The sequence below is a fragment of the Bradyrhizobium sp. STM 3566 genome (assembly GCF_045571445.1).
In the GTDB taxonomy this organism is placed as follows: Bacteria; Pseudomonadota; Alphaproteobacteria; order Rhizobiales; family Xanthobacteraceae; genus Bradyrhizobium; species Bradyrhizobium vignae.
The window spans coordinates 2,363,527-2,388,634 of record NZ_CP120692.1 but is presented as its reverse complement, the minus strand read 5'-3'; the positions used below and the strand labels follow the sequence as shown (position 1 = coordinate 2,388,634).

The window sequence follows — 25,108 nt, the reverse complement described above, 5'->3', positions numbered from 1 at the left end:
AGACGAGCGGTCGCAGCAGCCGAGAGCGCTACGGCGTCACGGGATTGACGGTGGGGGACGTCTTGGGTCCCGGCCGCACTGGCTCGATCGGCGACTTCGGTTTGGTCGGTAGCACCGTGGCGCCAGCGGCCCGTGCCGCGTCTCCCGTGGTCGCATACATTGCAACATGGGCCGGCTGCGTCTTGGCGCGGCTCCAGGGTCCGTGGTCGACGATCAGCATTGCAGCAATCGTCACACCCGCGACGATCAGCGCGATCACGCCGGGATGGCGGAGAGCGGCGGAGATGGAGCTTGCGAAACGGCCAATTGTCATCGAAGGATCCGCTATCTTCCCTATCGCAGGTCAATGCGATGGCGCCCCATCAGGTTCCCGTTTCCATCAAGCAAGTTCCGAGCCAACAGCGCCTTTCCTGTTGATTTGCCGAAACCAAATTCCGCGCCGTGAACACGTTTCCGACTGCTGCGCTTTCAGCACACACGCCGTCCGCCGCTTTACTCGCCCGGCGCGATTGCGTTGCTGGGCGTCGGCCGGTCGGTGATCTGCTGACCGAATAGGCTGCCGATCAGCTCAACTGCAGTACGCGCGGTCCGACCACGTTCGTCCAGGAAGGGATTTAGCTCGACGATGTCGACCGATCCTACGACGCCGGAATCGTGCAACAGCTCCATGATCAGGTGCGCCTCGCGATAGGTGGCCCCACCCGGCACTGTGGTGCCGACGCCCGGCGCCACGCAAGGGTCGAGGAAATCAACGTCGAAGCTGACATGCAGCACGCCATTGCCCGCCTTGACCCGCTCGATGACGCGGCGGATCAGGACGGCGACGCCGAATTCGTCGATCTGGCGCATGTCGACGATCCTGATCCGGCGCAAGCGCATCAACTCCTTCTCGAGCTTGTCGATCGAACGGGCGCCGAACAGGTCCAGCTTGTCCGGATTGATCGAAGCGCGCGGATCGTCACCCAGCAGGCCGTCGAGGCCGGGCTCGCCACACAAGAACGCGGCTGACATGCCGTGCATGTTTGCCGTGATCGTCGTCTCCGGCGTGTTGTAATCGGCGTGGGCATCGAGCCAGAGCACGAAGAGCTCGCGTCCACGTTCCTGCCAATGACGCGCCATCGCATTGACCGATCCCATCGACAGCGTGTGATCGCCGCCGAGGAAGATCGGCAGCGCGCCGGTTGTCGCGATCTCATAACCTTTGCGGCTCAGCACGCGCGTCCAGCGCTGGATCTCGCGGTAGTGATTGGCTTTTTCGGGCGGGCTGTCGGTGAGGTCCGGGACTCCGGCGACGGAAAGATCACCATGATCGCGGACCTCGAAATCCAGGCTTTCGAGCAGTGTCGCAAGGCCGGCGGTGCGCAGTGCGGCAGGACCCATCAAGGTGCCGCGCTGCGAGGCCCCCATGTCGATGGGAGCGCCGAGCAAGGCGATGCGCCGGGCTCGATCCGCCATGGTTCGATCGGTCACGGCTGTCTCCTGACATCAGCAAGGTTGACCTAGCCTAACAGAGATTCGCACCCGTCGTTTCCCGGGGAAGGTCCGCCCGAACAAATCATCCGGAACAAAATCCCGCGCGCTGAATTGCCCATCCAAGGCCGGCACCCGCCGTCAATCACGGCGCCTGTCGCGGATAGCCAAAGGTCATCAGACCCGCTGTTCAAAACGAGCGCTCGCGCGGATAGCCAAAGGTGTCGGCCCGCATGTCAGGCCTGGAGGTCGCGCCCGTGAGCACGGAGATACCGCAACCCACTTCCCAACCCGGTGTGGCCGAGCGTGCCATCGATGCAGCGACGGACGTCTCCCGCACGATCGGCGAGGTCGCGGGAGGCCTGCGCGCAGCTGTCGACCGCCTGACCTCTACGATAGAGGAAGCGCGAAAGCCTGGCGGAACTCTCGCGACAGTCGCGGCGATCACGCGCGAAGCACCGCTGACCAGCCTGTTCGTCGCATTCCTCTTTGGCGTCGCAATAGCGCGCCGGCGGTAGCAGCAAACCACCCTGCTCAGGCCGCGCTGACAGCCTCGAGCTCCGCGGCTAGGAACTGCTTTTCGAATGCCGCGGCAGGCATCGGACGGCCAAAGAAATATCCCTGCCCTTCCCCGCATCCCATGCTGACCAGGAGGTCGGCAGTTGCTTTGTTCTCGATGCCTTCGGCCACGACCGTCAGACCGAGCTGCTTGCTGAGGCCGATCGTCGAGCTGACGATGGCAGCATCGTCGGAATTCGCGAGAAGCCCAAATACGAACGATCGGTCGATCTTGAGCCCGTCGAGCGGAAACTTCTTGAGATAACTCAGGCTCGCATAACCGGTACCGAAATCATCGAACAGGATTCGGACGCCGAGCTCCTGAATCCGCTTGAACATGGCGAGCACACGGCGTTCGTCATGGAGCAGGATGTTTTCGGTGACTTCGATTTCGAGAAGCGATGGCGTCAGCCCCGTCGCGTCGAGCAGGGCCGCGACCGAATGCGCGAGATCGCCGGATTGAAGCTGCGAGGGCGCGAGGTTGAGCGCGACGCGCACGTTGTTGCCGGACAATTCCCAGGCTCGCGCCTGGCGGCAGGCGGTTTCCATCACCCAGTTCGCGATCCGCTCCGACAGGGCCGACGTGTTGACCACCGGCATGAACTCTCCGGGCGAGACGTAGCCGCGCACCGGATGTCGCCAGCGAATGAGCGCTTCGGCTCCGACCAGACTGCCGTCGATCAGACGAACCTGCGGCTGGTAGAATAGTTCGAACTCGCCGCGGTCGGCGGCAAGTGCCAGCTCCCGTTCCAGCGTCAGCCGGTTTTCGAGCTCCTGCCTGATCACGCTTTCGAAGATCACATGGCTGCCGCGCCGGGTCCTCTTCGCGCGGCTCAGCGCCAGATGGCCATTGCTCAGGAGATCATCGGCCTTTTGCCCACCTTCCGGATAGACGGCAACGCCAACGCTGATCCTGACGCGGTGCTGTCGCGCGCCCGTTGCGAGTGGCGCTTCAAACGCGTGCGCGATCCGCTCGGCAAACGCTGCGATCGGCTCGCCGACTTTCGCGCAATCGATCGCTATGGCAAATTCGTCCCCGCCGAGCCGGGCCACGATCGCCTTACCATCGACTTCGCTCTGGAGACGCTCGGCAACCGCGCGCAGCACGAGGTCGCCGGCCGAGTGTCCGAGCATGTTGTTGATCTCTTGGAAGCCGTCGAGCCCGAGCACGAGCAGGGCGATGCCGGAAGACCGCCGCTCTGCCGCACGGATCAGATCGGTGAGGCCAGCTTGCAGCATGCTCCGGTTGGCAAGCCCGGTCAGCGCGTCGTGTTCGGCCAAGTATCGAATACGCTCAACTTCACGTTTGCGGACCGAAATATCGCGCAGGATCGCTCCGTATCTCCCCCGATCGCATCGCAGCGGTCTATCAGCCTTATCTCGCCAAGAAGGTTTCGCAGGCGGACCTCGCCGCGATCGCCGGCACGATCAGCGACCTCTACCGCGAAGCCGGATTCCACTTGAGCCGGGCCATCGTGCCGCCGCAGGACATTGCCGACGGCCACGTCCGCATCCAGGTCATCGAAGGCGCAATCGTGCAGGCCGAGCTGAAAGGCGACGGCGCCGAGCAGTTCGGCGTAAGGCCGATGCTCGGCCCGGTTCTGGCCGAACAACCGTCGCGGCTGGCAACACTCGAACGCCAGCTCTTCCTGATCAGCGGCAAGCCGGGCGTCCGGATCACCGACACCGCGCTGGAAGAGATCGGTGGTACGACCGGCCGCTTCCGCCTGACCATCTATCTGAAGACCTGGCACGTCTTCTCCTCATTCGGCCTGGACAATCTCGGATCGTCGTCGGTCGGTCCCTGGCAAACCTACGCCACCGGCGCGTTCAACTCCTATCTCGCGCCCGGCGACGCGCTGACGGTCAACCTGTCGACCATTGCCAACGATCCCCGCGAGCTCGGCTTCGTACGCCTGTCCTATGACGCGCCCGTCGGCGTCGACGGTGTCCGCCTCGGTGCTTCCGTCCTGTACAGCGCGGTCCGGCCGGGTGACGCACGCCGCCTCGACAGCGACATCACCACCACCGAAGCTTTCGAGGTGCGAGCAAGCGCCGTGCCCTTCATGTCGCAATCCTCCGGGCTGACGCTTACCGTCGCCGGGACCTTCAGCAACGTGTCCGAGCATGACATCTACGGCCCCTGGTACAACGACCACATCAGGACCGTCAGCCTGACCGCCGACTACCGGCTCCAGGATCGCTTCGGCGGCACCAATCTCGCGACGCTGACCTACCGCCAGGGCCTCGACATCTTTGGCGCATCGCATTTCGACGATGATCTGTTATCGCGCGACGGCGCCTCGTCGAACTTCTCGGTGCTGAACTTCTGGTTCACGCGCTACCAGACGCTCAACGACGCCTGGTCGCTCAAGCTCTCGGCTGCGAGCCAGACGGCATCACGGCCATTATTCACCTCGCAGCAATTTTATCTTGGCGGCGCGGCCTTCGGCCGAGGCTATGGCGCAGCCGAGATCAGCGGTGACAACGGCCTTGCCGGCTCGGCCGAACTGCGCTTCGATCAGAAGCTCAATTTCCGCTATTGGGCGGGCTATCAGCTCTACGTCTTCGGCGACGCAGGCGCAGTCTGGAATGACGGTTATCGCCTGAGCGATGGGGTGTCGCTGACATCGGCCGGGGCCGGCGTGCGGTTCTTCCTGCCATACGATCTCCAGGCCGATCTCGGCGTGGCGGTCCCCTTGAGCTACCGGGCGCCGGACAACGAGCGCCGTAGCCCGCGCTTCCTTTTCACGCTCTCGAGCGCGTTCCGGCTCTGCCCCGATCGCAGCAAGGCCGGCTGCCTTTAACCCTTGTCTGGTGCGATGGCACCCGGGCGGCGCTTTCGGGGCGCCGCTCACAGACTTGCCTAAATTTAATCCCGTAACCCGCTCACGATCGCTCGATCCGGGAGTTCCCAATGACCACGTTCAGTCAAAATTGATTGAGAACGAAGCGATGAAGAGGGTGTTTGCAATCCTGGCGTTTCTCTGCGTCCTCGGCGTCGGGGAATATCTTGTCGTGAGCCGGTTCGCGATCCGCCATGAGACCTTGACCCTGTTCGACGCCTCGCGCCAGCGTCCGATCGCGGTCGAGATCGCCGTGCGGCGCGACTACGAGACCAAGGCCAATCTGGGCCTCTGGAAGCTTCCGCTCGCCATCATCAGCAACGGGAACACTGTCAAGGCTACCGAATATTCCTTCCTTGCCAACGTGCTCGCCGCGCGAGGCTATCTGGTTGCCAGCATCCAGCAGGACTTGCCGAGCGATCCGCCATTGATGACCCATGTCGGTCAGCCCTATGTCGGCCGGCGCGAAGTCTACATCCGTTGCGAAGCAAACATCCTCTTCGTGCTGGGCGAACTGAAGAGACGGCAGGAGAACGTCGAATACGAGCACATCACGCTGGTCGGCCATTCCAATGGCGGCGATGTCTCCATGTATGTCGCCCATCAGCACCCCGAGTTGGTGTCGAAGGTGATCACGCTCGACAATCTGCGGGTGCCTTTCGTGCTCAGCGATCATCTGAAGATTCTCTCGTTCCGCTCGAAGGATCCTCATTTCTTGACCGACCCCGGCGTCCTGCCGACGCCGGAACAGGCCAAGGCGCGCGGCATCGACATCGTCCACACCGGCGCACAACATACCGAGATGAGCGACCGCGGTCCTGATGCGGTCAAGGAGAAGATTCAGGCGACGCTCGACCATTTCCTGCGCGACAGTGCCAGCAGCGCGCTGGCCCCCGCCGATACGGGAAGCCCGATGATCATGAATCCGGGCGACTATTAGCCGGGAGCGCTTTGCGGCAGATCAAGGCGGCTAGCGAGCCGGCAAGCTAGAAGTGCGGTGCCGCGTCGGAGAGACACGTGTCGCACTAAACCGAAAGTCTCGATGCGAAAAGCCTTGATACGAAATGTCTCGGCCGGCCCGCGGGTGCAGCGGTTTTGCGAAAAATCATGCTCAAACAATACCCTGACGATTCATCCCGAACGATCACGACCTGCCACAAATGCAAATCCCTGCCGGAGGACCGGCAGGGATCAGCAGAAAGGATGACGGACGGCGAATGAAATCATCCGGTGGCCCGTCATGGACCTGCGCAAGTATCGAAGCGCGGATCTCCATGCCACACAAGATCAATTTGCGGGCACGTTGTACACACGCCGAGAATCAGGACGACTTGCCCTTGCCTGATTGCATGAGACTGCCGGTCATCTGGCGCATGTGATCTCCGGCGCTGGTGAACTGACTGCGCAGGAAATCGGACTGGATTTGCATCGCTTCCTGGAGATCGGTGGCATGCACCAGCTTGCGGGCATGCTCGAAGGCCGACTTCATGTTCTGCTCTGTGAAAGCCAGCGCCTGCTTCGACACCTCAGTCCCCGCGCCGGGAACGGTCGACATCGATTTGGTGGCGGCTTCAAAAAACATGCCGAATGCCTTTTCCGCCTGGTCGATCGTCTTTTCGGCCAAATCGCGCAGTTCGGCCGGAACCTCGAGCTTTGGTTCAATCATGGTCGCACTCCTCCCTTTTCCCAACTGAATACCACACTTGCCGGACCGCCTTCCAGCGGCCAGCCTCGGGGGAACGACGCCGGCGAGCCAGGTTCTGGCAAGAAAAGAGGGGAGACGAATGGACCCGGCACGCGGCCGGATTCAGCACAAGGGGTGCTCGGGAAGAGCTTCTTCGGTGGCGAGATCTTCGACCAGCTTGATCACTTCGAAACGCTGCCGAGGCGCGAGCTTCAGGAATGCGCGGAGCAGACGCAGACTTTCGACAGTGCTGCTTGTAGGCACACCGAGCTTGAGATGCAGCTCAGCCGCGAAATCGAGGTTTTTCATCTCGCACCTATGACAAGCATCGGCCTTCGTGATCCACTCGAGAACCGAACGCCGCAACAGAACCTATCCCGACGAACTCTAGGCCGGGGCGCCCGCCGGATTGGCACGCTGAACGACATCTAAACGGCGGCCCAACCATCTGGTTGTAACTATGCCAAGCAACAACCTATCCGGCAAGCTCAATCGTGGGTATTGCGATGCTTCGTCTGCATCACGCCACGGTGATTCCGGATATCAGGAATACCGACCGCCGTCACCCACCTGCGTCAAGAAGCGGCAACAATCACGCACACAACCCCTGATCGCGGGCAATCCGGCGCGTACCCGTTATCGTTGAGTCCAATCGCCGCGGTTGCATCGCCAGCATGAAAGTCGATTTTGCAGCCGGTCTCCGGTCTCGGTCCTGACGCTGCTGCTCGCGGCAGGATCCATCCGTCTGGATTCCGCCGTGAACCGTTGTCCGCGAGCGAGCGACCAAGCCGTTGCGGCACGGCCACGCAGATACGGGCGCCATGGCTGTAGACTCTTTGATTTGGGCGCGCGTCAGCACCAAGAGGACGACGGCATGCTTTCTCGCTGCGATCTCATCAAGGGCGCCGCGGTCGCGCTTCTCACCCTTTCGATACAAGGCGCATGGGCCCAGGAGACCAAGATGAACCTGTTCAAGATCGTCACCATCAAGGACGAAATCGTCGTCGGATTGTCAGCGGAGGAGCTTCAGGCGCTCGGCGGCAATGATGCGAGCGCCGTTGCACACGCGCTGGCACAGAAGGGCGATCTCACCGTCTGGCAATACAACGTGCATCGTGGGCCGAACGGCGAATTACAGCAAGCGCCGACTGCAAAGATCGGGCTTCTGGCCAACGCCTCGCTCCGCGTCGAGCCTTACACCACACCCTACCAGATTGTCCCTCATCCCTAAGCAACGGGCTGCGACGCCGGCGGCCAAGGCCGCCGGCGTCGCGCAATCATCTACGCCGGTCCGCTCGCGGCGTTCCCGTCTCCGTCGCGAAGCCGTAGACCAACGCCAGCCGATCCAGGCATTCGCGAAAACGCCGCGCAAAATAATCGTTCCAGCGCTGCGTGCGGACGGCGCGACGTTGCCCGATCTGATCCATGGTCAGACCAAGCACCAGCACGTCGTGCACCAGCGCGGCGCCATCGGTGCCGAGCTCGCGCTCGGCCCGGTTCAGCCGCAGCACCGCCTGTCGCTGGCTCTCGGTGACCGGCTCGCGCGTGCCGGCACCATCGACATATTCGCGCGTCGTATCCACCGCTTGGGGGCCGCGCTCCGCCCGCTCCCAATCGTTCTGGAAGGCGCGGCCGCCGCGGTATTGCGCCTCGTCGATCTGGTGGTGCGCGTGCAGCCGGCCGAGCGGATCGCTACGGATCGAGCGGATGGCCAGGATCTTCTCACCTGAATCGAGCGCGAGCGGATTGTCCACCTCGACCTCCGCCACCTCGGCGTTGAACGGCACCTCCCGGGACCGCCGGTCGTAGATCTGCGCCAGTTTGTAAGATTTGTTGCGTCGGGCACGAGCCACTCGGATTCTCCTTGCAAGTCTGACGATTGAACGGACGGCTGCACCTTCAGGCGGCCGAAACCAACTTCAGCACGACGGGGCCTGCGACACGGGCAGACCCAGCCTCGGAACGGCGGGTCAGGCGGGCATGCGGTGTGCAATAGCTGGAGCTCGGCTGGCGGGGGTGGCCGCAGAAGGTGATTTCCTCTCCGTCCTTGTCGCCGCCATAGGGATAGCGGCAGTCGGTCGGCTCGAGCTCGACCAGTTGGATCAGGCGCGGCTGGACGCCGACGCAACGCAACTTGACCCGCGCCGCAGGCTTCATCGCCGACTTCGGCGGCAGATTCAGGTTCGGCAACGCCGCCCGGCGCGGCGAAAGCAAGCTGGGTTCATCCGGCACGATCGACGGGCTCGTCATCCATTGCGGCACGACGAGCCCGAGCCGCTTGGCGCGGCCGACCACCGCGCTGCGCGTGTAAGCCGTTCCAAACCTTGCGTTAATCTGTCTTCCGATCTCTGCATAAGACATGCCTTTGAGAAAATAGTCGCGAAGCGCGTCGGAATGCTCCGACGGCCAATGGCCCGGTTCCATGCTGCTGTCCTGTGATGCGCCTCCCACAACGAACGACCGGGAGGCGAAGCACACATTCCGTTATTCCGAATAGGGTGTCAAGCAATAATTCTGATTTTCATAATTGCATCAATTCCGAATTTCGGATTATAAGAGGCGAGACGGTGCGCAATCGAGGGAATCACCATGTTGGACGTAGCAATGATCGAGCGGGGCCTGGAGAAGACGGGCAAGAGCAAGGGCGGCCTCGCGGCGGCTATGGGCGTGCGCCCCGGCGCGGTGTCGGAGATCCTCGGCGGCGAGCGCCTGGTGAAGGCCTCGGAGATCATTCCGATCATGGAATATCTCGAGCTCAATCTCGCGCCGATCATGGGCCGCGTCGGAGCCGGCGCGGTGATCGAGCCGGACTATGAACAGGTTCCGCCGGAAGGTCTCGGCGACGTCACGCTGCCCTTCCCCATCATGGAAGAGACGATCGCATTCGAGATCGTGGGCGATTCGATGCTGCCCAAGTACGAAAGCGGCGACGTGATCGTGGTCTACAAGGACCAGCGCCATCCGCTGTCGAGCTTCTACGGCGAAGAGGCGGTGGTCCGGCTCAAGACCGGCGAGCGCTATCTGAAGACCATCGAGCGGGGAAAATCACCCTCTGTCGTCAATCTCACGAGCTTCAACGCCAAGCCGATCGTCGGCGTCAAGCTCGACTGGGTCGGGGAGATCTGCCTGTCCATGCCCAAGGGGCAGCTTGAGCGGCTGCGCGCGAAATCGGCGCGCCCCCGCAAGAAGGGCAAGTAAGGGAGCGCACGGCCTGCGATTTCTTGAATACCGAAATCGCGATTGACAACGTTCCGATTTTCAGAAATAAACTATGCCGCGTTCCCGACCACGGGGCGCGGCAGGATCGTTTTCATGCAATATTTCGTCGTGATGATCGATTATGGGCAGCGGGGCCGCGAGGCGGTGGTCGATCCCGAAATCACAAGGCGCGAGGTCGTCTCCCGGATCGCCTCGGGCGAATACCAGAACATCTCGTTCATCCACGAAATCGTCGAGAATGCGGTCGAGGATGTGACCGAGGCCATCCTGAGTGAGGCTGCCTTGCCCCAAATCCCGCCCGAAGATGTCGACCTCCAGGCAATCCGCCTTGATCACACCCGCGATCTGCACAAGCACGATCGGACGTGACGCAAGCTGGGCAGCTCGCGTCACGGCCCGACCGAGCATCAGACCAGGAGAACGGTCGATCCCGTGGTCTTGCGCGCCGCAAGATCGGCATGGGCCTTGGCGGCCTCCTTCAGCGGATAGGTCTGGTGCACCTCGATCTTGACCGCGCCGGACTTGACGACGTCGAACAGTTCGTTCGCCATCGCAACCAGATTTTCGCGCTTGGCGGCGTAGGTGAACAACGTCGGACGCGTAACATAGAGCGAGCCCTTCTGGGCGAGCAGGCCGAGATTGAGCGGCTCCACCGCGCCGGAGGACTGGCCGAACAGTGCGGCGACACCGAGCGGCGCGAGGCAGTCCAGCGACTTCAGGAACGTGTCCTTACCGACGGAGTCGTAAACCACCGGCACTTTCTTGCCACCGGTGATCTCGTCGACCCGCTTCACGAAATCTTCCCGGGTATAGATGATCACATGGTCGCAGCCATGCGCCTTGGCGAGCTTCGCCTTCTCGTCGTTGCTGACCGTGCCGATCACGGTCGCGCCGAGATGCTTGGCCCACTGGCTCAAGATCAGGCCTACACCGCCAGCCGCGGCATGAAGCAGGATGGTATCGCCCGCCTTCACCCGATAAGTCTGTCGGATCAGATATTGCGTGGTGAGCCCCTTGAGCATCATCGCCGCCGCGGTCTTGTCATCGACGCCGTCGGGCAGCTTCAGCAGACGATCGGCGGGAATCAGCCGGGCCTCCGAATAGGCCCCGAGCGGCGAGGCGCCATAAGCGACGCGATCGCCCGGCTTCAGATCAGTGACGCCGGGCCCGACCTCCTCGACGACGCCGGCCGCCTCGCTGCCGAGCCCGCTCGGCAGTTGCGCCGGATAAAGGCCGGAACGGTTATAGATGTCGACGAAATTGAGGCCGACAGCGGTGTGGCGGATGCGCGCTTCGCCGGGTCCAGGCTTGCCGACGCTGACCTCCTCCCAGACCAGGACTTCCGGACCGCCGGTTTTGTGAAAGCGAATGGCATGCGTCATGGGCGTGCTCCCTTATCGTTGAGGTGAAAGTCCGAACACCGGATCGGCCTGTCAAATAGGCATTTGGTCCGCCCGTTACAGTACAGAGCCGTAACAAGAATGTCACAGCGAACGACAAATGGTCGTCGTTCCGTCTCTGTTCGAAAGAGTTGATGAGGGCTCCAGAGCAACCGGAAGTATTTTTTGCGCGGGGTTGATGGTCGCCTGCGAGGGAGAGCCGAGATGCCAGCTTATGTTCAGCATCATCTGGATATCGAGATCGCGCCTGTGATTTGCCCCACCTGCATGGGGTTCCTGCCGATGTATGTGCGCGAGGTCGAGCCGCATTGGAGTCTTGCCAAGATCGACTTCGTCTATGAATGCGCCGATTGCGGAGCCGAGCTTAGACAGACGATCCGCAAGCCGGAGCCGCTGCGGCACTGATCGCGACCGGCGCCCCGCTCGACTATTTGCGCGAAGCGGAAAAAGCGCCTTTCGCGCGGGTCTGAGGTCTCCCAAACGAGGCTTGTTCTTTGCCGGGAACGCAGGCAGAACAAGCCTCAACCAAGACCTTTGGGAGCGCCCATTCGTGGCAGATCAGAAGGCCTCGACCTCGATCGAGGCAGTGGAGAGCGGCCTCGCCGCGCAAGGTTATATCGCGAGCCGGCAAATCGCGACCGCCGTCTATTTGTCGCAGCAAATCGAGAAGCCGATCCTGGTCGAGGGCCCCGCGGGCGTCGGCAAGACCGAGCTTGCCAAGGCCATCGCCGCCTGGCGCGGCATGAAGATGATCCGCCTGCAATGCTACGAGGGCCTCGACGAGGCCAAGGCGCTCTATGAGTGGAAATACGCCAAGCAGCTTCTCTACACGCAGATCCTCAAGGACAAGCTCGGCGAAGTGCTCGGCGGCGCGCAGACGCTGCACGCCGCGCTCGACCAGCTCCATGATTTCGGCGACGTGTTCTTCTCCAAGGAGTTCGTCGAGCCCCGCCCCCTGCTCCAGGCGCTGGAGCAGCCGGGTGGCTGCGTGCTCTTGATTGACGAGATCGACAAGTCGGATGCGGAATTCGAATCGCTGCTGCTGGAGATCTTGTCCGACTTCCAAGTCACGATCCCCGAACTCGGAACCGTCTCGGCCATCACGCCGCCGACCGTGATCCTCACCTCCAATAGCGAGCGCGACCTCGGCGACGCCCTGAAGCGGCGCTGCCTGCATCTGCATATCGGCTTCCCCGAGCAGCGGCTGGAGGAGCGCATCGTCGAAAGCCGCGTGCCCGGCATTTCGCAGACGCTGCGCCGGCAGATGGTCGGCTTCATCCACGAGATCCGCTCGCTCGATCTGAAGAAGCTGCCCTCGGTCAGCGAGACCATCGACTGGGCGCGCGTACTTGTGTTGCTCCAGGCCGCCGAGCTCGACACCGAGATCGTCAAGGACACGCTCAACGTGCTTCTGAAATACGAAGCCGACATCGAGGCCGCAGCGCCGCAGGTGACGACCTTCATTGCCAAGGCGGCGCGGTCCAACGTCTTCGGTTGACGCCGATGCGCGAGAATCTCCATCGTTTCTTTCGGGCGGCGCGCGGCGTCGGCGTTCACGTCTCGCCTGCCGAAAGCATCGATGCGATGCGCGCTGTCGCGCAGGTCGGCATCTCCGACCGCGCCGTCCTGCGCGACGCGCTGCTCCTGACACTTGCCAAGTCGCGGGACGAGAAGCTCGCGCTCGGCGACTGCTTTGATCTCTTCTTCAGTCAGCCGGAGCCGCGGCAAGACCAGCCCGAAGCCGACAATAACGACACTCCGCAGGACGCGGATCGGACGCCTTCCTCCGGCGCTCCCGAAGGTTTGGGCCCGCTCGCGCAGATGCTGCTATCGCAGGACCGCGATACGATCGCGGCCGCCATCGCCAGCGCCTCCGGGGCGGCCTCCCTTTCCGACATCCGCTACTCCACCCAGCGCGGCATCTTTTCCAGCCGCATCCTCGACGCCATGGGCCTCCAGCGCCTGCGCGACGATCTGGAGGAGCTGACCGCAACCAACCCGGCACAGGCCGAACGTCTACGCGCCGCGCTCGACGCCTTACGCGAAGCCGTGCGCGATACGGTCTCTCAGGGGCTTGCACTCTATGCCCGCGAGGAGGCCGAAAACCTCCGCAACGAGATCCTGCGCAATGCTCCGCTTGCCCGTATCGAGCGGCGCCAAGTCGCCGAGATGCGCGCTCTCATCCGCCAGATCGCGCGCCGGCTGCGCGAGCGCTATTCCAAGCCGCGCAAGCGCCAGCGCCGCGGCCATCTCGACGTTCGGCGCACGCTCCGCCGCAACGCGGCCTGGGGCGGCGTGCCGTTCCTCACGGCATGGAAGCGTAAGCATCGCGACCGGCCGAAGATCGTAGCCCTGTGCGACGTCTCGGGCTCCGTTGCGCAAGTATCCGATTTCTTTCTGCTGCTGATCCACTCTCTGCACGAGGTGGTCGACGATGTCCGCTCCTTCGCCTTCTCCTCGCACCTGATCGAGGTCAGCGAGATCCTGGAATCGAAGTCGCCGGAGGAGGCGATGTCCGAGATCATGTCCAGGGTCGGTTTCGGCTCGTCGGACTATGGCTCTTCGCTGGTCGATTTCGAGAAGGGGTTCATGAGTTCGCTGACGCCGCAGACCACGGTGATCGTGCTCGGCGATGCCCGCAGCAACAATCTCGACCCGCGCGCCGACATTTTGCGCCGGATCGCCGACCGCTCGAAGCGACTGGTCTGGCTCAATCCCGAGGGTCGGCTCGCCTGGGGCTTGGGCGATTCCGAGATGCCGCGCTACGCGACCTTCTGCAGCGTCGTGCGCCAATGCGCCACGGCGCAACAGCTTGAGCGCGCCGTGTCCGATATCGTGGCGACTTATCAGTGAGCAACAATGGCCGCCAGCGTCAGGCGGCGTTCGGCTCGGCCTGCGCGAGATTGCACTCCCGAAAGTGACGGGCGATTTCGTCGAGTGCGCGCTGCTCCCACTCCTGAGCCCGTGCGAGCCAGAACCATCATTTCTGTGCATATTGCGACGCGGAATGGGACACCGACCCTTCCTGTGCACTGCGATAGTTCGCACCGCAACATCAAATACAGATCATCAATTAGTGATCGAGAATCGGAACGATGTTCGTGCGCCAACGATCTTAACGCTTGTGGCGCAACGAAGTGCGGCAATTTGTGAAGAGACATTCTAAACGACGCACCGAATTCTCGACTCATTGTCGTCGCATGGTTTTCATACGGTGCCGCTAACAGGGGCGCGCGACTGGACTATCGCTTGAGGCAAAATGAGCAACGACGTTGACTTCGATCTTTCGCCGGACCAATGGGAAGCTCTGCGCACACTTCGCAATTCGACGTCGAGCGGTCGCCTCTCGAAGGCTTACATGATCGAAAGTCTCATCAAGCTCGGCCTCGTCGTCATCGATGACGGCGTGCCGGCGATGACCCCCGCGGGACGCAGGGTGCTCGTGCGCGGATCATGCCGGCTGCTGGATCTCGTGGCATGACACGGGCGCACGACGACTGACCGCGGGCCCTGCGGCTCCTCGGCGGCCACACGATGAGTCCCCGCCCCGCGGTGCACCGGTGAAGAGGTGCCGCGCGGCGTCCCCGATATCACGCCTGCGATACTTCCGGGATCTTCGCGACAATCTGGCACGGTTGTTGCTCCTTCTTTGACGCTCAAGACGCGTCAGACCGGGGTAGTCCACCATGTCGACCATCACTGCGGCACCCGCCGCCGAGCCGAAGCCGCTCTATACCTCGCTCTTCGTCCAGGTCCTCGCCGCTCTGGCGCTTGGCGTGATCCTGGGGATGGCGGTTCCGGACTTCGCCGTCGGGCTCAAGATCCTCAGCGACGCCTTCCTGAAGCTGATCTCGATGATCGTGGCGCCGATCGTGTTCTGCGTCGTCGTGCACGGCATTGCCGGCGCGGGTGATCTCAAGAAGGTCGGTCGGGTCGGCGTCAAGGCGCTGGTCTATTTCGAGGTCATGACGACGGTGGCACTCGTCGTCGGCCTGCTGCTCGCCTACATCTTCGGCCCCGGCCACGGCATGAACATCGATCCCTCGACCCTCGATGCCAAGGCGCTCAACACCTATGCCGACAATGCCCACAAGCTGTCCGGCGGCGGCATCGGCGCCTTCCTGATGAACGTGATCCCGACCACCTCCTTCGATGCACTTTCGCGTAACGACGTGCTCCAGGTGCTGTTCTTCGCGGTGCTGTTCGGCGTCGGCCTAGCGCTGGTCGGCGGCGAGAAGGGCGCGCTCATCACCTCCGTCATCGACGCGGCCTCCACCGTGCTGTTCCGCGTCATGGGTCTGATCGTGCGCGTCGCCCCGCTCGGCGTGCTCGGCGCGGTCGCCTACACCGTCGGCAAATACGGCGTCGGCTCGCTGAAGCAGCTCGTGTCTCTGGTACTGCTGTTCTATGTCTCGGTCGGCATCTTCGTGCTCGGCGTGCTGGGTGGGGTGATGGCGCTCGCAGGCATCAACATCCTCAAATTCCTCGCTTACCTGCGCGAGGAGCTGACCATCGTGCTCGCCACCGCATCGTCGGATGCGGTGCTGCCCCAGATCATGAAGAAGCTGGAGCGCATGGGCGTGAAGGACTCCGTCGTCGGTCTGGTCATTCCGACCGGCTATTCCTTCAACCTCGACGCCTTCTCGATCTATCTCACACTTGCGGTCGTCTTCATCGCGCAGGCCACCAACACGCCGTTGTCCTTCGGTGATCTCCTGCTGGTGCTCGGCGTTTCGCTCATCACCTCGAAGGGTGCGCATGGCGTGCCGGGCTCGGCCATCGTGATCCTGGCCGCCACATTGAACGCGGTGCCGAGCATCCCCGCGATCGGCCTTGTGCTGGTGCTGTCGGTCGACTGGTTCATCGGCATGGCCCGTGCGCTCGGCAATCTCGTCGGCAATTGCGTGGCCACGGTCGTGGTCGCGGCCTGGGAAGGCGACCTCGACCGCGCCAAGGCGGCCAAGGTGCTCGAAGGCGGCGAGCTTGTGGACGTCACGGCGGGGTAAGATCGATCAGTCATTCCACTGGAGGAGCGGCGTTCCATACGCCCTCCTCCAGACAGACAGAAAGCGCGGAAACCAGGAGTGGGCCACCGCGCCCTTGTAGGCCCAGGTTCGATACTTCAGACCGTGTTCCGAGATCAGCTCCTGATAGCCGCCGTGGACTTCGGTGGCGGTGCGAATGTCCTTCAATATACCTTGCGCGCAGGCCCGGTAGGTATCGCCCCCCGAGGCCTCATCGAAGTCCAGCATACGATCTGCAAACTCGACATTGAACGTAGGCCAGGACGAACGCCCCTGATAGGCCGGTGCCGCGATCTTGTGGATGATCTTGTTGCGCGGATTATCCGCCGACACCAGGAAGTGGAACGTGCTGGGGATGCGAAAGCGCGGTTCGGCGATGATGAGATCCGCCGTCGCCGCGAACAGCGCGCGCTCGGTGGCATCGTTCATATCCCAGAAGCCGCGATGCACGCTGACGAAATCCAGCGCAACCGACGATACCGGTGAGCTCGCGGGACCATCCAGGGAATGCCTGATATGGCCATCCTTGCCGAATAGGCGGAGCAGGTCGTTCTTGTACTGCGCGAGGTCGCGCCCGAGCAGCCGCTTCAGCTCGTTCTCGTTGACGATCCCGAGCTGCACGCCCCACACGAAGGTCGTGTAGACCGAAGCATTGGTCACGAAGCGCCTGCGTTCGGCGCGGGTGTCTGTTGCAGCGGAGCGAGGTGCGTGGACATCGCAAAGCAAATATCCGGTGCCGTCATCATTGAACGGTTCGAGCTCGCCTGCGAGCTCGAGGATCGCCCGCTTCAGGTCATCGCCATATTCGGCCAGCAACAGGCGGCCTGCATGTGCGCATTGCGACATCGCCAGATAGGACGACGTCCTCTCCTCGGCAGAGATCATCTGCTGGAGGCCGGCGAGAATGCCGAGCAGCGTATCCGAGGGCCGCGAGAAATAGTTCACGCCGAGATACCGGCCGCGGCCCGCCGGCACGAGGGTCGTGGTGACGACGTTGGCGCGAACCGCCTCCAGCAGCAGGCGCACGCTCTTCTCGAGCAGACGTACCCGCCGCACCGCGTCCTGCGAGGACATGATCGTGTTGGGATCGAGCACGTCAGGATAGAACCAGGCGAAGTCGCGGGGATAATAGGCGGAGGCGTGCGGCGCGCCCGTGACGAGGAAGGCCTCGCTCACCGAGAACGCGCTGTCCATCGAATACCGATAGAGGTCCTCGATGGCCGACGATGAATGATGCGACTTTCTCAGGAACCGATCACCGAGGAAATTGACTGCCTGAAGCGCGTTGGCGACAAAAGTCGCAGCCATGCCCTGGTAAAACCGGTTTGCGCGGTGTGACGGCGGAGGAATGTCGCTGTTCATGTGCACTTGGTGTCTCGCGATGCCGGCGATGGCCGGTCACCATGCCAAGCATGATCGATTCGTGTCTCGCCCCGATGACGAACGGCGGTCCGGCTGTTCAGCTCGCTCCGGCGCGGCTGTCCCGCGTCTGAAAATTCTCAATCACTCTGAGCAACACCCGGGCGCCGGCGTCGGCATCGGCGAGTTCGACATGCTCGTCCGGGTGATGGCTGATGCCGCCGCGGCAGCGGACGAAGATCATGCCGACATCGGCAATTTCGATCATCGCCATGCCGTCGTGCCCAGCCCCGCTCGGCAGCTCGAATACGGAAAAGCCTTCGGCTTCGATCGCCTGCGCGATCTGCTCCTTGAGCCACGGCGCGCAAGGCGCGGTGCGGTTCTCATGGGTGACGTCCAGCTGAAGGGCCAGCTGCCGGCGCTTGGCGATCGCCTCGATCTGGCGGACGACGTCGGCCACCGCGCGCTTGCGGTGCATGTCGGTCGGCGCGCGCATATCGATGGTAAAGGATACTTCGCCCGGAATGACGTTGGTCGCACCGGGCCTCGCCTGGACGTAACCGACGGTGCCGACCAGGCCGCCCTCGTCGGTTCGGCAAAACTGCTCGATCGCACCGATGCATTCGGCCGCGCCGGCGAGCGCATCACGGCGCAGCCCCATCGGCACGGTGCCGGCATGACCGGCCATCCCGGTCAGCCGGGCGGCAAGGCGCGTGGCACCGGCAATCGCGGTGACGACGCCCACGGGCAGGTTCTGCGCTTCCAGCACCGGCCCCTGCTCGATGTGCAATTCGAGATAGGCAAGCAGTTCGCGGCGCGCCCGCGCGGCCGCGCCGATATGGTCGGGATCGAGGCCGAACTGCACGAGCGCGTCGCGCATCGACACGCCGTCGCTGTCGCGCGTATTCAGGACGCTCTCGTCAAAAGTGCCGGCCACCGCACGGCTGCCGAGCAAGGTCGACGCGAACCGCACCCCCTCCTCGTCGGCAAAGCCGATCACCTCGATCGCAAACGGCAGGCGCTTGCCGCGACGGTTGAGATCGGCGACGCAGGAGATCGCGGTGATCACACCCAGCGGTCCATCCCATTTGCCGGCATCTCGCACGGTGTCGTAATGCGAGCCGAGCATCAGGCACGGCGCGCCCGGCCGGTCGCCTTCGTAGCGGCCACAGACATTGCCGATGGCGTCGAGACGGGCGCTCATGCCGGCTTCGCGCATCCAGCCAAGGATGAGGTCCGCCGCCTCGCGCAGCTCTTTGGTGAGATAGATGCGGGTGAGATTGTCACCTGTTTCCGAGATCGCCGCCAGATCGTTGATTCGGCGCACGATGGTTTCGCCGAGCGATGCATCTTGAACGGCGTTAACGGCCCCCATCTCGACAAATTTCCTCTTCTCTGGGCCGCGGGAGTTGCTGTCTCGGCGCCAAACGGTACGAGTTCGGTGCCGGCCAAATCACGCACCCGCGCCGGCCTCAACACGCGCGTGATTAGCATGAATGCGAGTATGCGCCAGACTGCCTCGTCCCGGTCGTGCACGAGGGCGGGCCAGCGCCTGTATCGGTATCCGGCACTTTTCCATATCAGGATCTTGATGGCCCGCATAATCAATATTTTTCAAGCGGTTATCCGGAAACTGCGCTCGCCAACAACCGTCCGACCGGCTGCTGGTGATGTTCCACGGCAAATTATGTATGAAGCACGGATCAGCGAAGCCGACCTTCATCCTGGTCGGCCGGCGCGCGGCCGGTACTGATCGTGGAGCAGCGATGGACGGCATGTCCGAACGTGACGAACACTTCCTACGCCTGTCCTTCGCGGTCGCCCGCCGCTCGCTCACCCATGGCAACCATCCCTTCGGCTGCATCGTCGTCGCGGCCGAGGGCAAGGTGCTCATCGAGAGCGAGAACGGCTACATGCCGGATCATGACGGCACCGCGCATGCCGAACGGCTCGCGGCCACCCAGGCCTGTCGTACCCTCAGTCGCGAGGTGCTGGCGAAAGCCACGCTTTATTCGTCAGCCGAACCCTGCGCGATGTGTGCGGGCGCGATCTACTGGGCCGGCATCGGCCGCGTCGTTTATGGCCTCAGCGAGGATCGCCTGCGCGGCATCACCGGCAACCATCCGGAGAACCCGACCCTCGACCTGCCGTGTCGCGAGGTCTTTGCCAGCGGGCAGCGGCCGACGGAGGTCGTCGGCCCGCTGCTCGAAAAGGAGGCCGAAGCGCTGCACGACGGCGTTTGGACGAAGTAGCAGCTCATTCAAAAGGAGGTGACGCCGCGGAGGTTTGGCGCGGCGCCATCGTCTTTCACCTGCAGAGCGTCAGGCGGTCAGAACTTCACGGTGATACCCGAGTAGAGCGAGGACTCGGTGCAGGAGCCCGTGCTCACCGTCCGACCACCAACGGCCGTGGTACAGCCGACCGCGAGGTTGTGATCGAGACCGAACTTGTTCTGCCAGTAGCGGTAGGCCACCCAGACGTCCACGAAATGGGAGTACTTGTCACCCCAAGCCGCCTTCGAAGCATCGAAGGTCAGACGGATGGGCTCGGAGTTCAACTCAACCGCCGTGTTGTAGACGCCATTCGCCGGGCTGTAGGGAAGCGGCTGGGTGTCGGTGCCCTTCTTGCCGTACCAGCCGGCGCGGCCACTGATCGAGAAATACTGCATGTTCGGCGGCAGGAAGCCGAGGTCCATGTAGTAGTTGACCTCGACAGCCCAGGTTGGCTTGAACGACGTGTTGCCGTCGGCAAGACACGTGACGCCGGGAACGCCTGGACCGAACAGGCCACACTGGCTGAAGGAATTGTGGTTGGCGAACTCCCAATAGACCAGCGGCGCGACGTTGATGTAGCCCTTGTAAGGCAGATCGAATGCAAACTGCAGACCGCCGACGACGTCGCGCTTGGCAGCGCCGAAATACCGGTTCTCGGTATTGGCATCCATGCCGACCTCGAAGGAGATGTTGTGCAGCGGCCCCGCGGTGAAGGCTTTGGTGTCGAAGAGCTCGTTCCAGCCGAAGGTCGAGCGGAACAGGCCATAGATTTCGGTCGCACCGGCGCAGGACGCCGGCGCACCGAAGATCGTGCCGGCGTTGGTGCATGGCCCGGCCGGATCATTGTGATCCGACTTGAACATGGAGATGGTGAAGAAGTTCGTGCCGTAGGCCCAGAGGTCGAAGTGAGTGAAGGAATAGACCTGCTTGGTGGTCTTGCTGTCGATCGACCCGTCTGGCCGGAATGACCACGCGCCGGGCTGCGACGCATTGAAGATGTATGAGAATGTGACGCGATTATCGATCACCAGGAAGAACGGAAGGTCCGAAGCCTTCTTGGCCGCCTTGACCGGCAGATCCGCCCCCTGAGCTAGGCCGCCGGTGGCCAGCGTAGCGAGCGACAGCGCCGCTGCTGCCACTGCCGTGTAACGAAACGACATCCTGAATACCCCCTCGTTTGACAGGCAAAAATGCACGCCCCCTGTGGGTGCGACACTTGCGCCGATCTCCCAGGGTGAGAAGCCTCAACTTTTCACATGGCGTGCCGCTTGTTTCGGCAGGACGCGACGAACCATGGTCGAGATTGCAGTGGCCACGCACGCAGGGAGCAGCGGAGAAGGACCACTGTTGCCGAACATTCCCTGATTGTTTTTATTCGGATTTTCTGGATCGCGCCCAATGCGATGCCAGGTCCGAGCAGCCGTCGCAACCGCTGCGCTTCGAGCGGTGAACGGACCGACGCGTCATTGCTCAACATGGCGTCAGGTCTGCACAGCGGGTTCCGATTTGGCTTGGACCGTCACAAATTTGCAACAGGCGCCGCTCGCAGGCGCTGTCGCTCCCGGAGTCCAAGTACCGTTTGCTGGTCGCCCAGAATCGAAGACGACCGCTGGGCCGATCGCCTGCCGAAGCGTTGAGCAAGGGATGATGCTTTTTCACATCTTACGTCGCGGTTCAAACTGGCCCACTATCGAGGCACTTCACCCATGCAAGCGCATCAGCGAATGTTAGATTCGACGCCCAACGGCCAGCATTCCGGCGATTCCCCGCCCCTGAGGACGATCGGACTCACCAAGCGTTATGGTGATTTCCTCGCCAACGATTCCATCGACATCGACATCTGGCCGAGGGAAATCCACGCCCTGCTCGGCGAGAACGGCGCCGGCAAGTCGACGCTGGTCAAGTCGATCTACGGGCTGATCCAGCCCAGCGCCGGCGAGATTCGCTGGCAGGGCCACCGGATCGTGTTGTCCGGTCCGTCCGAAGCACGCAGCCGCGGCATCGGCATGGTGTTCCAGCATTTCTCGCTGTTCGACAATCTCACGGTCGCCGAGAACGTCGCGCTCGGCCTCGACGGCAAGGAATCCTTCAAGGACATGTCGGCCCGGCTGGAGCAGGTATCGAAGACTTACGGTCTACCGCTCGATCCCAAACGAGAGGTCTGGCAACTCTCAGTCGGTGAGCGCCAGCGCATCGAGATCGTCCGCGCTTTGATGCAGGATCCCAAATTCCTGATCCTGGACGAGCCCACCGCGGTGCTGACCCCGCAGGAGGCCGACCAGCTTTTCATCGTGCTGGAGCGGCTCAAGGCCGAAGGCCGCGCTATCCTCTACATCAGCCACAAACTCGAGGAGGTCAAGCGGCTCTGCGACACCGCGACGATCTTGCGCGGCGGCAGGAAAGTCGAGACCTGCAATCCCAGACTCGAGACCGCTGCCTCGCTCGCGCGGATGATGGTCGGCGGGGAGATCAAGGAAGTGAAGGCCGTATCCGGCCGCAAGACCACTGTGCCGCGGCTCGTCGTCAACGACCTCTCGCTTGCCCCCAGCGAAGCGCATGGCGTGCGGCTCGAGCATATTTCGTTCGAGCTCAAGGGCGGCGAGATCCTCGGCATCGCGGGCGTCGCAGGCAACGGCCAGGAGGAATTGTTCGCCGCGCTCTCCGGCGAGCGCCTCGCGAAGGATCCCGGAACGGTGGTGATCGAAGGCATTGCCGCCGGTCATCTCTCGATCACCCAGCGGCGCAAGCTGGGCGCGGCTTTCGTTCCCGAGGAGCGGCTCGGGCACGGCACCGCACCGCGGATGAGACTGTCGGAGAACGCGTTGCTGACCGGACACGCTGCCAGCGGCATGGTCCACCACGGGTTCATCGACACCGCGGCCACGCTGAAGACAGTTGACCGCGCGACGGAAACCTTCGACGTCCGCAAAGCCAAGCGCGATCCGGAAGCGGCAAGCCTCTCCGGCGGCAACCTGCAGAAGTTCATCGTGGGGCGCGAGATCCTGCGCAATCCGGCGGTGCTGGTTGTGAGCCAGCCGACCTGGGGCGTCGACGCCGGCGCTGCCGCGGTGATCCGCCAGGCGCTGCTCGATCTCGCAAGCGCCGGCGCCGCCGTGCTGGTGACCAGTCAGGATCTCGACGAGCTTGCCGCGATCGCCGACAGCATCGCCGTGATGTTCCATGGCCGGCTCTCGGCCCCGCTCGCGACAAGCGAAGCGACCCGCGAAAAGCTCGGTCTGCTCATGGGTGGCAGCAGCCTGGAACCGAAGGAGGCCGCGCATGCAATTGGTGCTTGAGAAGCGCGCCGAGCGGTCGAACACGATCGCGCTGGTCTCGCCCCTGATTGCGATCGGCCTGACGATCGTCACCATGACCATCCTGTTCGCGATCCTCGGCAAGAATCCGCTGCTTGCGCTCCACGCCTACTTCATCGCGCCCCTGACCGACGGCTATTCGCTCCAGGAGATCGCGGTGAAGGCAACGCCGCTGGTGATGATCGCGATCGGGCTGTCGCTCTGCTATCTCGCCAATGCCTGGAACATCGGCGCCGAAGGGCAATTCCTGATCGGTGCAGTGGCCGGAAGCTGGATCGCGGTGAAGACGCAAGGCACCGACGCCGGCGCTTGGGTGTTGCCGGCGATGCTCGTGCTCGCGGCTGCAGCGGGCGCGCTCTATGCGCTGATCCCGGCGATCTGCAAGGTCAAGTTCGGCGCCAGCGAAATCCTGACCAGCCTGATGCTGGTCTATGTCGCCGACCTCTTCCTCGACTATCTCGTGCGCGGTCCCTGGCGCGATCCGCACGGCTTCAACTTCCCGACCACGGCCGAGTTCGATCCAGTGGCGACAGTGCCGCTGCTGATCGAGGGCGGGCGGCTCCATCTCGGCTCGATCATCGCCCTGCTCGTCGTCGCCGCAGCGGCGATCCTGCTCGGGCGCACCATCAAGGGCTTTGAGATCCGCGTGGTCGGCGCCGCGCCGCGTGCCGCACGGTTCGGCGGCTTCAATGCCAACCAGCTGATCATCCTGACCTTCGCGGTCTCCGGCGCGCTGGCGGGCCTCGCCGGAATCATCGAGGTCGCAGGCCCGGTCGGGCACCTCCAGCCCGGCATTTCGCCGGGCTACGGCTTTACCGCGATCATCGTCGCCTTCCTCGGCCGGCTGAACCCGCTTGGAATATTAATTGCAGGCCTTTTCCTCGCATTGACCTTTATCGGCGGCGAGCAGGCTCAGATCGCGATGAAGATTCCGTTGGACGTCACCAAGGTCTTTCAGGGCATTCTGCTGTTCTACGTGCTCGCCTGCGACTCTCTGATCCTGTACCGCTTCAAGCTGGTCTTCCCAAGCCGACAGGTGACCCGTGGAGCTGGTTGAGGCCATCATCCTCGCGGTGCTCGCCGCGTCGACGCCGCTGCTGATTGCGGCGACCGGCGAGCTCGTGACCGAGCGTTCCGGCGTGCTCAATCTCGGCGTCGAGGGCATGATGATCGTCGGCGCCGCCTGCGGCTTTGCCGGCGCGTGGCTCACCGGATCGATTCTCGTCGGCGCGCTACTCGGCATCGTTGCGGGCACGCTGATGTCGCTCGTCTTCGCGCTGATGGCGCTCGGGCTCGCCGTCAACCAGGTCGCGACCGGTCTCGCACTGACCATCCTCGGCATCGGCCTCTCAGGCCTGATCGGCGCCGGCTTCGTCGGCGAGCGCATCACGCCGGCCGTGCACCTCCATATTCCCGGCCTGACCGACATTCCGCTGATCGGCCGTGTGCTGTTCGGCGAGGACGGCTTCGTCTATTTCTCGGTCGCACTGATCGTCGGCGTCTGGTGGTTCCTGTACCGCACGCGGGCGGGATTGATCCTACGCGCCTGCGGGGACAATCACGTCTCCGCGCATGCACTCGGCTATCCCGTGCTGCGCATCCGTACCTTCGCGGTGATGTTCGGCGGCGCCTGCGCGGGTCTTGCCGGGGCCTATCTGCCGCTCGCCTATACGCCGTTCTTTATCCCCGGCATGACCGCGGGCCGCGGCTGGATCGCGCTGGCGCTTGTCGTGTTCTCGTCCTGGCGGCCGGGCCGGCTCGTGGTCGGCGCCTATCTCTTCGGTGCTGTGACGATCCTGCAATTGCATGCGCAGGGCTGGGGCGTCGGCATTCCCTCGCAATTCATGTCGGCGCTGCCTTACCTCGCGACCGTCATCGTCCTGGTCTTGCTCTCCCGTGCGCGCACCGGCGGCTCGACCGCGCCGGCCGCGCTCGGCACGGTGTTCGTTCCCGATCGCTGA

The 25,108-nt window shown here is 63.2% G+C and carries 24 protein-coding genes and 2 pseudogenes; 15 read left to right on the top strand and 11 right to left on the bottom strand.

Going from position 1 to position 25,108, the window contains the following annotated elements; translation table 11 throughout:
• Positions 1 to 28: 28 nt before the first annotated feature.
• Positions 29 to 313, bottom strand: coding sequence for a hypothetical protein (locus P6U27_RS11305; protein WP_129144184.1), 285 nt, complete (start codon positions 311 to 313; stop codon positions 29 to 31).
• 179 nt (positions 314 to 492) lie between these two features.
• Positions 493 to 1,470 (bottom strand): arginase, encoded by a 978-nt coding sequence (rocF, locus tag P6U27_RS11300; RefSeq protein WP_129144185.1) that lies wholly within the window; start codon positions 1,468 to 1,470, stop codon positions 493 to 495.
• 257 nt (positions 1,471 to 1,727) lie between these two features.
• Here rocF and P6U27_RS11295 point away from each other — a divergent pair, with 257 nt between their 5' ends.
• A complete protein-coding gene (locus P6U27_RS11295; RefSeq protein ID WP_174221567.1) occupies positions 1,728 to 1,988 on the top strand; it encodes a hypothetical protein in 261 nt (86 codons plus the stop codon).
• A gap of 16 nt (positions 1,989 to 2,004) precedes the next feature.
• On the opposite strand, the pseudogene P6U27_RS11290 reads toward P6U27_RS11295, so the two are convergent.
• Positions 2,005 to 3,381 (bottom strand): annotated as a pseudogene (locus tag P6U27_RS11290) (putative bifunctional diguanylate cyclase/phosphodiesterase); the annotation flags it as partial.
• Here P6U27_RS11290 and P6U27_RS11285 point away from each other — a divergent pair.
• Positions 3,369 to 4,835, top strand: a pseudogene (locus P6U27_RS11285) (ShlB/FhaC/HecB family hemolysin secretion/activation protein); the annotation flags it as partial. The pseudogenes P6U27_RS11290 and P6U27_RS11285 sit on opposite strands and share 13 nt — an antisense overlap.
• A 148-nt stretch (positions 4,836 to 4,983) precedes the next feature.
• Positions 4,984 to 5,814, top strand: a complete 831-nt coding sequence (locus P6U27_RS11280) for an alpha/beta fold hydrolase (protein ID WP_129144188.1) — start codon at positions 4,984 to 4,986, stop codon at positions 5,812 to 5,814.
• Positions 5,815 to 6,195: 381 nt separating this feature from the next.
• On the opposite strand, the gene P6U27_RS11275 is transcribed toward P6U27_RS11280, so the two are convergent.
• Positions 6,196 to 6,540 carry a phasin gene (locus P6U27_RS11275; protein ID WP_122402235.1) on the bottom strand — a complete coding sequence of 115 codons (345 nt, stop codon included), beginning with the start codon at positions 6,538 to 6,540 and terminating at the stop codon, positions 6,196 to 6,198.
• Between the two features lie 141 nt (positions 6,541 to 6,681).
• Positions 6,682 to 6,867: a hypothetical protein gene (locus tag P6U27_RS11270; protein WP_122402234.1), complete on the bottom strand. Its 186-nt coding sequence runs from the start codon at positions 6,865 to 6,867 to the stop codon at positions 6,682 to 6,684.
• A gap of 565 nt (positions 6,868 to 7,432) precedes the next feature.
• On the opposite strand from P6U27_RS11270, the gene P6U27_RS11265 reads away from it, so the two are divergent.
• Positions 7,433 to 7,789, top strand: a complete 357-nt coding sequence (locus tag P6U27_RS11265) for a hypothetical protein (RefSeq protein ID WP_100232835.1) — start codon at positions 7,433 to 7,435, stop codon at positions 7,787 to 7,789.
• 46 nt (positions 7,790 to 7,835) lie between these two features.
• On the opposite strand, the gene P6U27_RS11260 is transcribed toward P6U27_RS11265, so the two are convergent.
• Together P6U27_RS11260 and P6U27_RS11255 are read right to left on the bottom strand one after the other, a co-directional pair.
• Complete coding sequence (locus P6U27_RS11260; protein ID WP_129144189.1) at positions 7,836 to 8,411, bottom strand: hypothetical protein; 576 nt, start codon at positions 8,409 to 8,411, stop codon at positions 7,836 to 7,838.
• A 46-nt stretch (positions 8,412 to 8,457) separates the two neighbouring features.
• A complete protein-coding gene (locus P6U27_RS11255) occupies positions 8,458 to 8,982 on the bottom strand; it encodes a GcrA family cell cycle regulator (RefSeq protein ID WP_129144190.1) in 525 nt (174 codons plus the stop codon).
• A 165-nt stretch (positions 8,983 to 9,147) separates the two neighbouring features.
• Between P6U27_RS11255 and P6U27_RS11250 the strand changes: the two genes are divergently transcribed.
• Together P6U27_RS11250 and P6U27_RS11245 are read left to right on the top strand one after the other, a co-directional pair.
• A complete protein-coding gene (locus P6U27_RS11250; RefSeq protein WP_024343287.1) occupies positions 9,148 to 9,756 on the top strand; it encodes a S24 family peptidase in 609 nt (202 codons plus the stop codon).
• 114 nt (positions 9,757 to 9,870) lie between these two features.
• Entirely contained in the window at positions 9,871 to 10,146 is a 276-nt protein-coding gene (locus P6U27_RS11245; RefSeq protein ID WP_407194055.1) for a hypothetical protein, read from the top strand.
• 38 nt (positions 10,147 to 10,184) lie between these two features.
• Here the strand turns inward: P6U27_RS11245 and P6U27_RS11240 are convergent, their stop codons facing one another.
• Positions 10,185 to 11,159, bottom strand: coding sequence for a quinone oxidoreductase (locus tag P6U27_RS11240; protein WP_122402230.1), 975 nt, complete (start codon positions 11,157 to 11,159; stop codon positions 10,185 to 10,187).
• 222 nt (positions 11,160 to 11,381) lie between these two features.
• Between P6U27_RS11240 and P6U27_RS11235 the strand changes: the two genes are divergently transcribed.
• The 5 genes from P6U27_RS11235 (at position 11,382) to P6U27_RS11215 (ending at position 16,183) form a co-directional block, all read left to right on the top strand.
• The gene (locus tag P6U27_RS11235; protein ID WP_122402229.1) at positions 11,382 to 11,582 is read left to right on the top strand and encodes a hypothetical protein; all 201 of its coding nucleotides are present in this window, start codon (positions 11,382 to 11,384) and stop codon (positions 11,580 to 11,582) included.
• Between the two features lie 145 nt (positions 11,583 to 11,727).
• The gene (locus P6U27_RS11230; RefSeq protein WP_162500191.1) at positions 11,728 to 12,675 is read left to right on the top strand and encodes a MoxR family ATPase; all 948 of its coding nucleotides are present in this window, start codon (positions 11,728 to 11,730) and stop codon (positions 12,673 to 12,675) included.
• A 5-nt stretch (positions 12,676 to 12,680) separates the two neighbouring features.
• A complete protein-coding gene (locus P6U27_RS11225; RefSeq protein WP_407194054.1) occupies positions 12,681 to 14,030 on the top strand; it encodes a vWA domain-containing protein in 1,350 nt (449 codons plus the stop codon).
• Between the two features lie 406 nt (positions 14,031 to 14,436).
• Entirely contained in the window at positions 14,437 to 14,658 is a 222-nt protein-coding gene (locus P6U27_RS11220) for a hypothetical protein (RefSeq protein WP_407194053.1), read from the top strand.
• Positions 14,659 to 14,863: 205 nt separating this feature from the next.
• Positions 14,864 to 16,183, top strand: coding sequence for a dicarboxylate/amino acid:cation symporter (locus P6U27_RS11215; protein ID WP_122402226.1), 1,320 nt, complete (start codon positions 14,864 to 14,866; stop codon positions 16,181 to 16,183).
• Positions 16,184 to 16,189: 6 nt separating this feature from the next.
• Here the strand turns inward: P6U27_RS11215 and P6U27_RS11210 are convergent, their stop codons facing one another.
• Positions 16,190 to 17,563 carry a hypothetical protein gene (locus tag P6U27_RS11210; protein ID WP_407194052.1) on the bottom strand — a complete coding sequence of 458 codons (1,374 nt, stop codon included), beginning with the start codon at positions 17,561 to 17,563 and terminating at the stop codon, positions 16,190 to 16,192.
• Positions 17,564 to 17,660: 97 nt separating this feature from the next.
• Positions 17,661 to 18,935, bottom strand: a complete 1,275-nt coding sequence (locus tag P6U27_RS11205; RefSeq protein ID WP_129144193.1) for an allantoate amidohydrolase — start codon at positions 18,933 to 18,935, stop codon at positions 17,661 to 17,663.
• Positions 18,936 to 19,326: 391 nt separating this feature from the next.
• On the opposite strand from P6U27_RS11205, the gene P6U27_RS11200 reads away from it, so the two are divergent.
• Positions 19,327 to 19,812, top strand: coding sequence for a nucleoside deaminase (locus P6U27_RS11200; RefSeq protein ID WP_209295678.1), 486 nt, complete (start codon positions 19,327 to 19,329; stop codon positions 19,810 to 19,812).
• Between the two features lie 77 nt (positions 19,813 to 19,889).
• On the opposite strand, the gene P6U27_RS11195 is transcribed toward P6U27_RS11200, so the two are convergent.
• Positions 19,890 to 20,993, bottom strand: coding sequence for a hypothetical protein (locus P6U27_RS11195; RefSeq protein ID WP_122402224.1), 1,104 nt, complete (start codon positions 20,991 to 20,993; stop codon positions 19,890 to 19,892).
• Positions 20,994 to 21,557: 564 nt separating this feature from the next.
• Between P6U27_RS11195 and P6U27_RS11190 the strand changes: the two genes are divergently transcribed.
• From P6U27_RS11190 to P6U27_RS11180, 3 genes are read left to right on the top strand one after another with little or no spacing between them, the layout of a single operon-like run.
• Positions 21,558 to 23,129 (top strand): ABC transporter ATP-binding protein, encoded by a 1,572-nt coding sequence (locus P6U27_RS11190; RefSeq protein WP_407194051.1) that lies wholly within the window; start codon positions 21,558 to 21,560, stop codon positions 23,127 to 23,129.
• Positions 23,113 to 24,204 (top strand): ABC transporter permease, encoded by a 1,092-nt coding sequence (locus P6U27_RS11185; RefSeq protein WP_129144195.1) that lies wholly within the window; start codon positions 23,113 to 23,115, stop codon positions 24,202 to 24,204. The genes P6U27_RS11190 and P6U27_RS11185 overlap by 17 nt, the downstream gene beginning before the upstream one ends.
• Entirely contained in the window at positions 24,191 to 25,108 is a 918-nt protein-coding gene (locus P6U27_RS11180; protein ID WP_407119781.1) for an ABC transporter permease, read from the top strand. The genes P6U27_RS11185 and P6U27_RS11180 overlap by 14 nt, the downstream gene beginning before the upstream one ends.

Bases quoted from the DNA above. Each gene is read 5' to 3' on its own strand.
- P6U27_RS11305 (WP_129144184.1), bottom strand. From the start codon at position 313: ATGACAATTGGCCGTTTCGCAAGCTCCATCTCCGCCGCTCTCCGCCAT.
- P6U27_RS11280 (WP_129144188.1), top strand. From the start codon at position 4,984: ATGAAGAGGGTGTTTGCAATCCTGGCGTTTCTCTGCGTCCTCGGCGTC.
- P6U27_RS11275 (WP_122402235.1), bottom strand. From the start codon at position 6,540: ATGATTGAACCAAAGCTCGAGGTTCCGGCCGAACTGCGCGATTTGGCC.
- P6U27_RS11270 (WP_122402234.1), bottom strand. From the start codon at position 6,867: ATGAAAAACCTCGATTTCGCGGCTGAGCTGCATCTCAAGCTCGGTGTG.
- P6U27_RS11265 (WP_100232835.1), top strand. From the start codon at position 7,433: ATGCTTTCTCGCTGCGATCTCATCAAGGGCGCCGCGGTCGCGCTTCTC.
- P6U27_RS11255 (WP_129144190.1), bottom strand. From the start codon at position 8,982: ATGGAACCGGGCCATTGGCCGTCGGAGCATTCCGACGCGCTTCGCGAC.
- P6U27_RS11250 (WP_024343287.1), top strand. From the start codon at position 9,148: ATGTTGGACGTAGCAATGATCGAGCGGGGCCTGGAGAAGACGGGCAAG.
- P6U27_RS11245 (WP_407194055.1), top strand. From the start codon at position 9,871: ATGCAATATTTCGTCGTGATGATCGATTATGGGCAGCGGGGCCGCGAG.
- P6U27_RS11240 (WP_122402230.1), bottom strand. From the start codon at position 11,159: ATGACGCATGCCATTCGCTTTCACAAAACCGGCGGTCCGGAAGTCCTG.
- P6U27_RS11235 (WP_122402229.1), top strand. From the start codon at position 11,382: ATGCCAGCTTATGTTCAGCATCATCTGGATATCGAGATCGCGCCTGTG.
- P6U27_RS11225 (WP_407194054.1), top strand. From the start codon at position 12,681: ATGCGCGAGAATCTCCATCGTTTCTTTCGGGCGGCGCGCGGCGTCGGC.
- P6U27_RS11220 (WP_407194053.1), top strand. From the start codon at position 14,437: ATGAGCAACGACGTTGACTTCGATCTTTCGCCGGACCAATGGGAAGCT.
- P6U27_RS11215 (WP_122402226.1), top strand. From the start codon at position 14,864: ATGTCGACCATCACTGCGGCACCCGCCGCCGAGCCGAAGCCGCTCTAT.
- P6U27_RS11210 (WP_407194052.1), bottom strand. From the start codon at position 17,563: ATGAACAGCGACATTCCTCCGCCGTCACACCGCGCAAACCGGTTTTAC.
- P6U27_RS11205 (WP_129144193.1), bottom strand. From the start codon at position 18,935: ATGGGGGCCGTTAACGCCGTTCAAGATGCATCGCTCGGCGAAACCATC.
- P6U27_RS11200 (WP_209295678.1), top strand. From the start codon at position 19,327: ATGGACGGCATGTCCGAACGTGACGAACACTTCCTACGCCTGTCCTTC.
- P6U27_RS11195 (WP_122402224.1), bottom strand. From the start codon at position 20,993: ATGTCGTTTCGTTACACGGCAGTGGCAGCAGCGGCGCTGTCGCTCGCT.
- P6U27_RS11190 (WP_407194051.1), top strand. From the start codon at position 21,558: ATGTTAGATTCGACGCCCAACGGCCAGCATTCCGGCGATTCCCCGCCC.
- P6U27_RS11185 (WP_129144195.1), top strand. From the start codon at position 23,113: ATGCAATTGGTGCTTGAGAAGCGCGCCGAGCGGTCGAACACGATCGCG.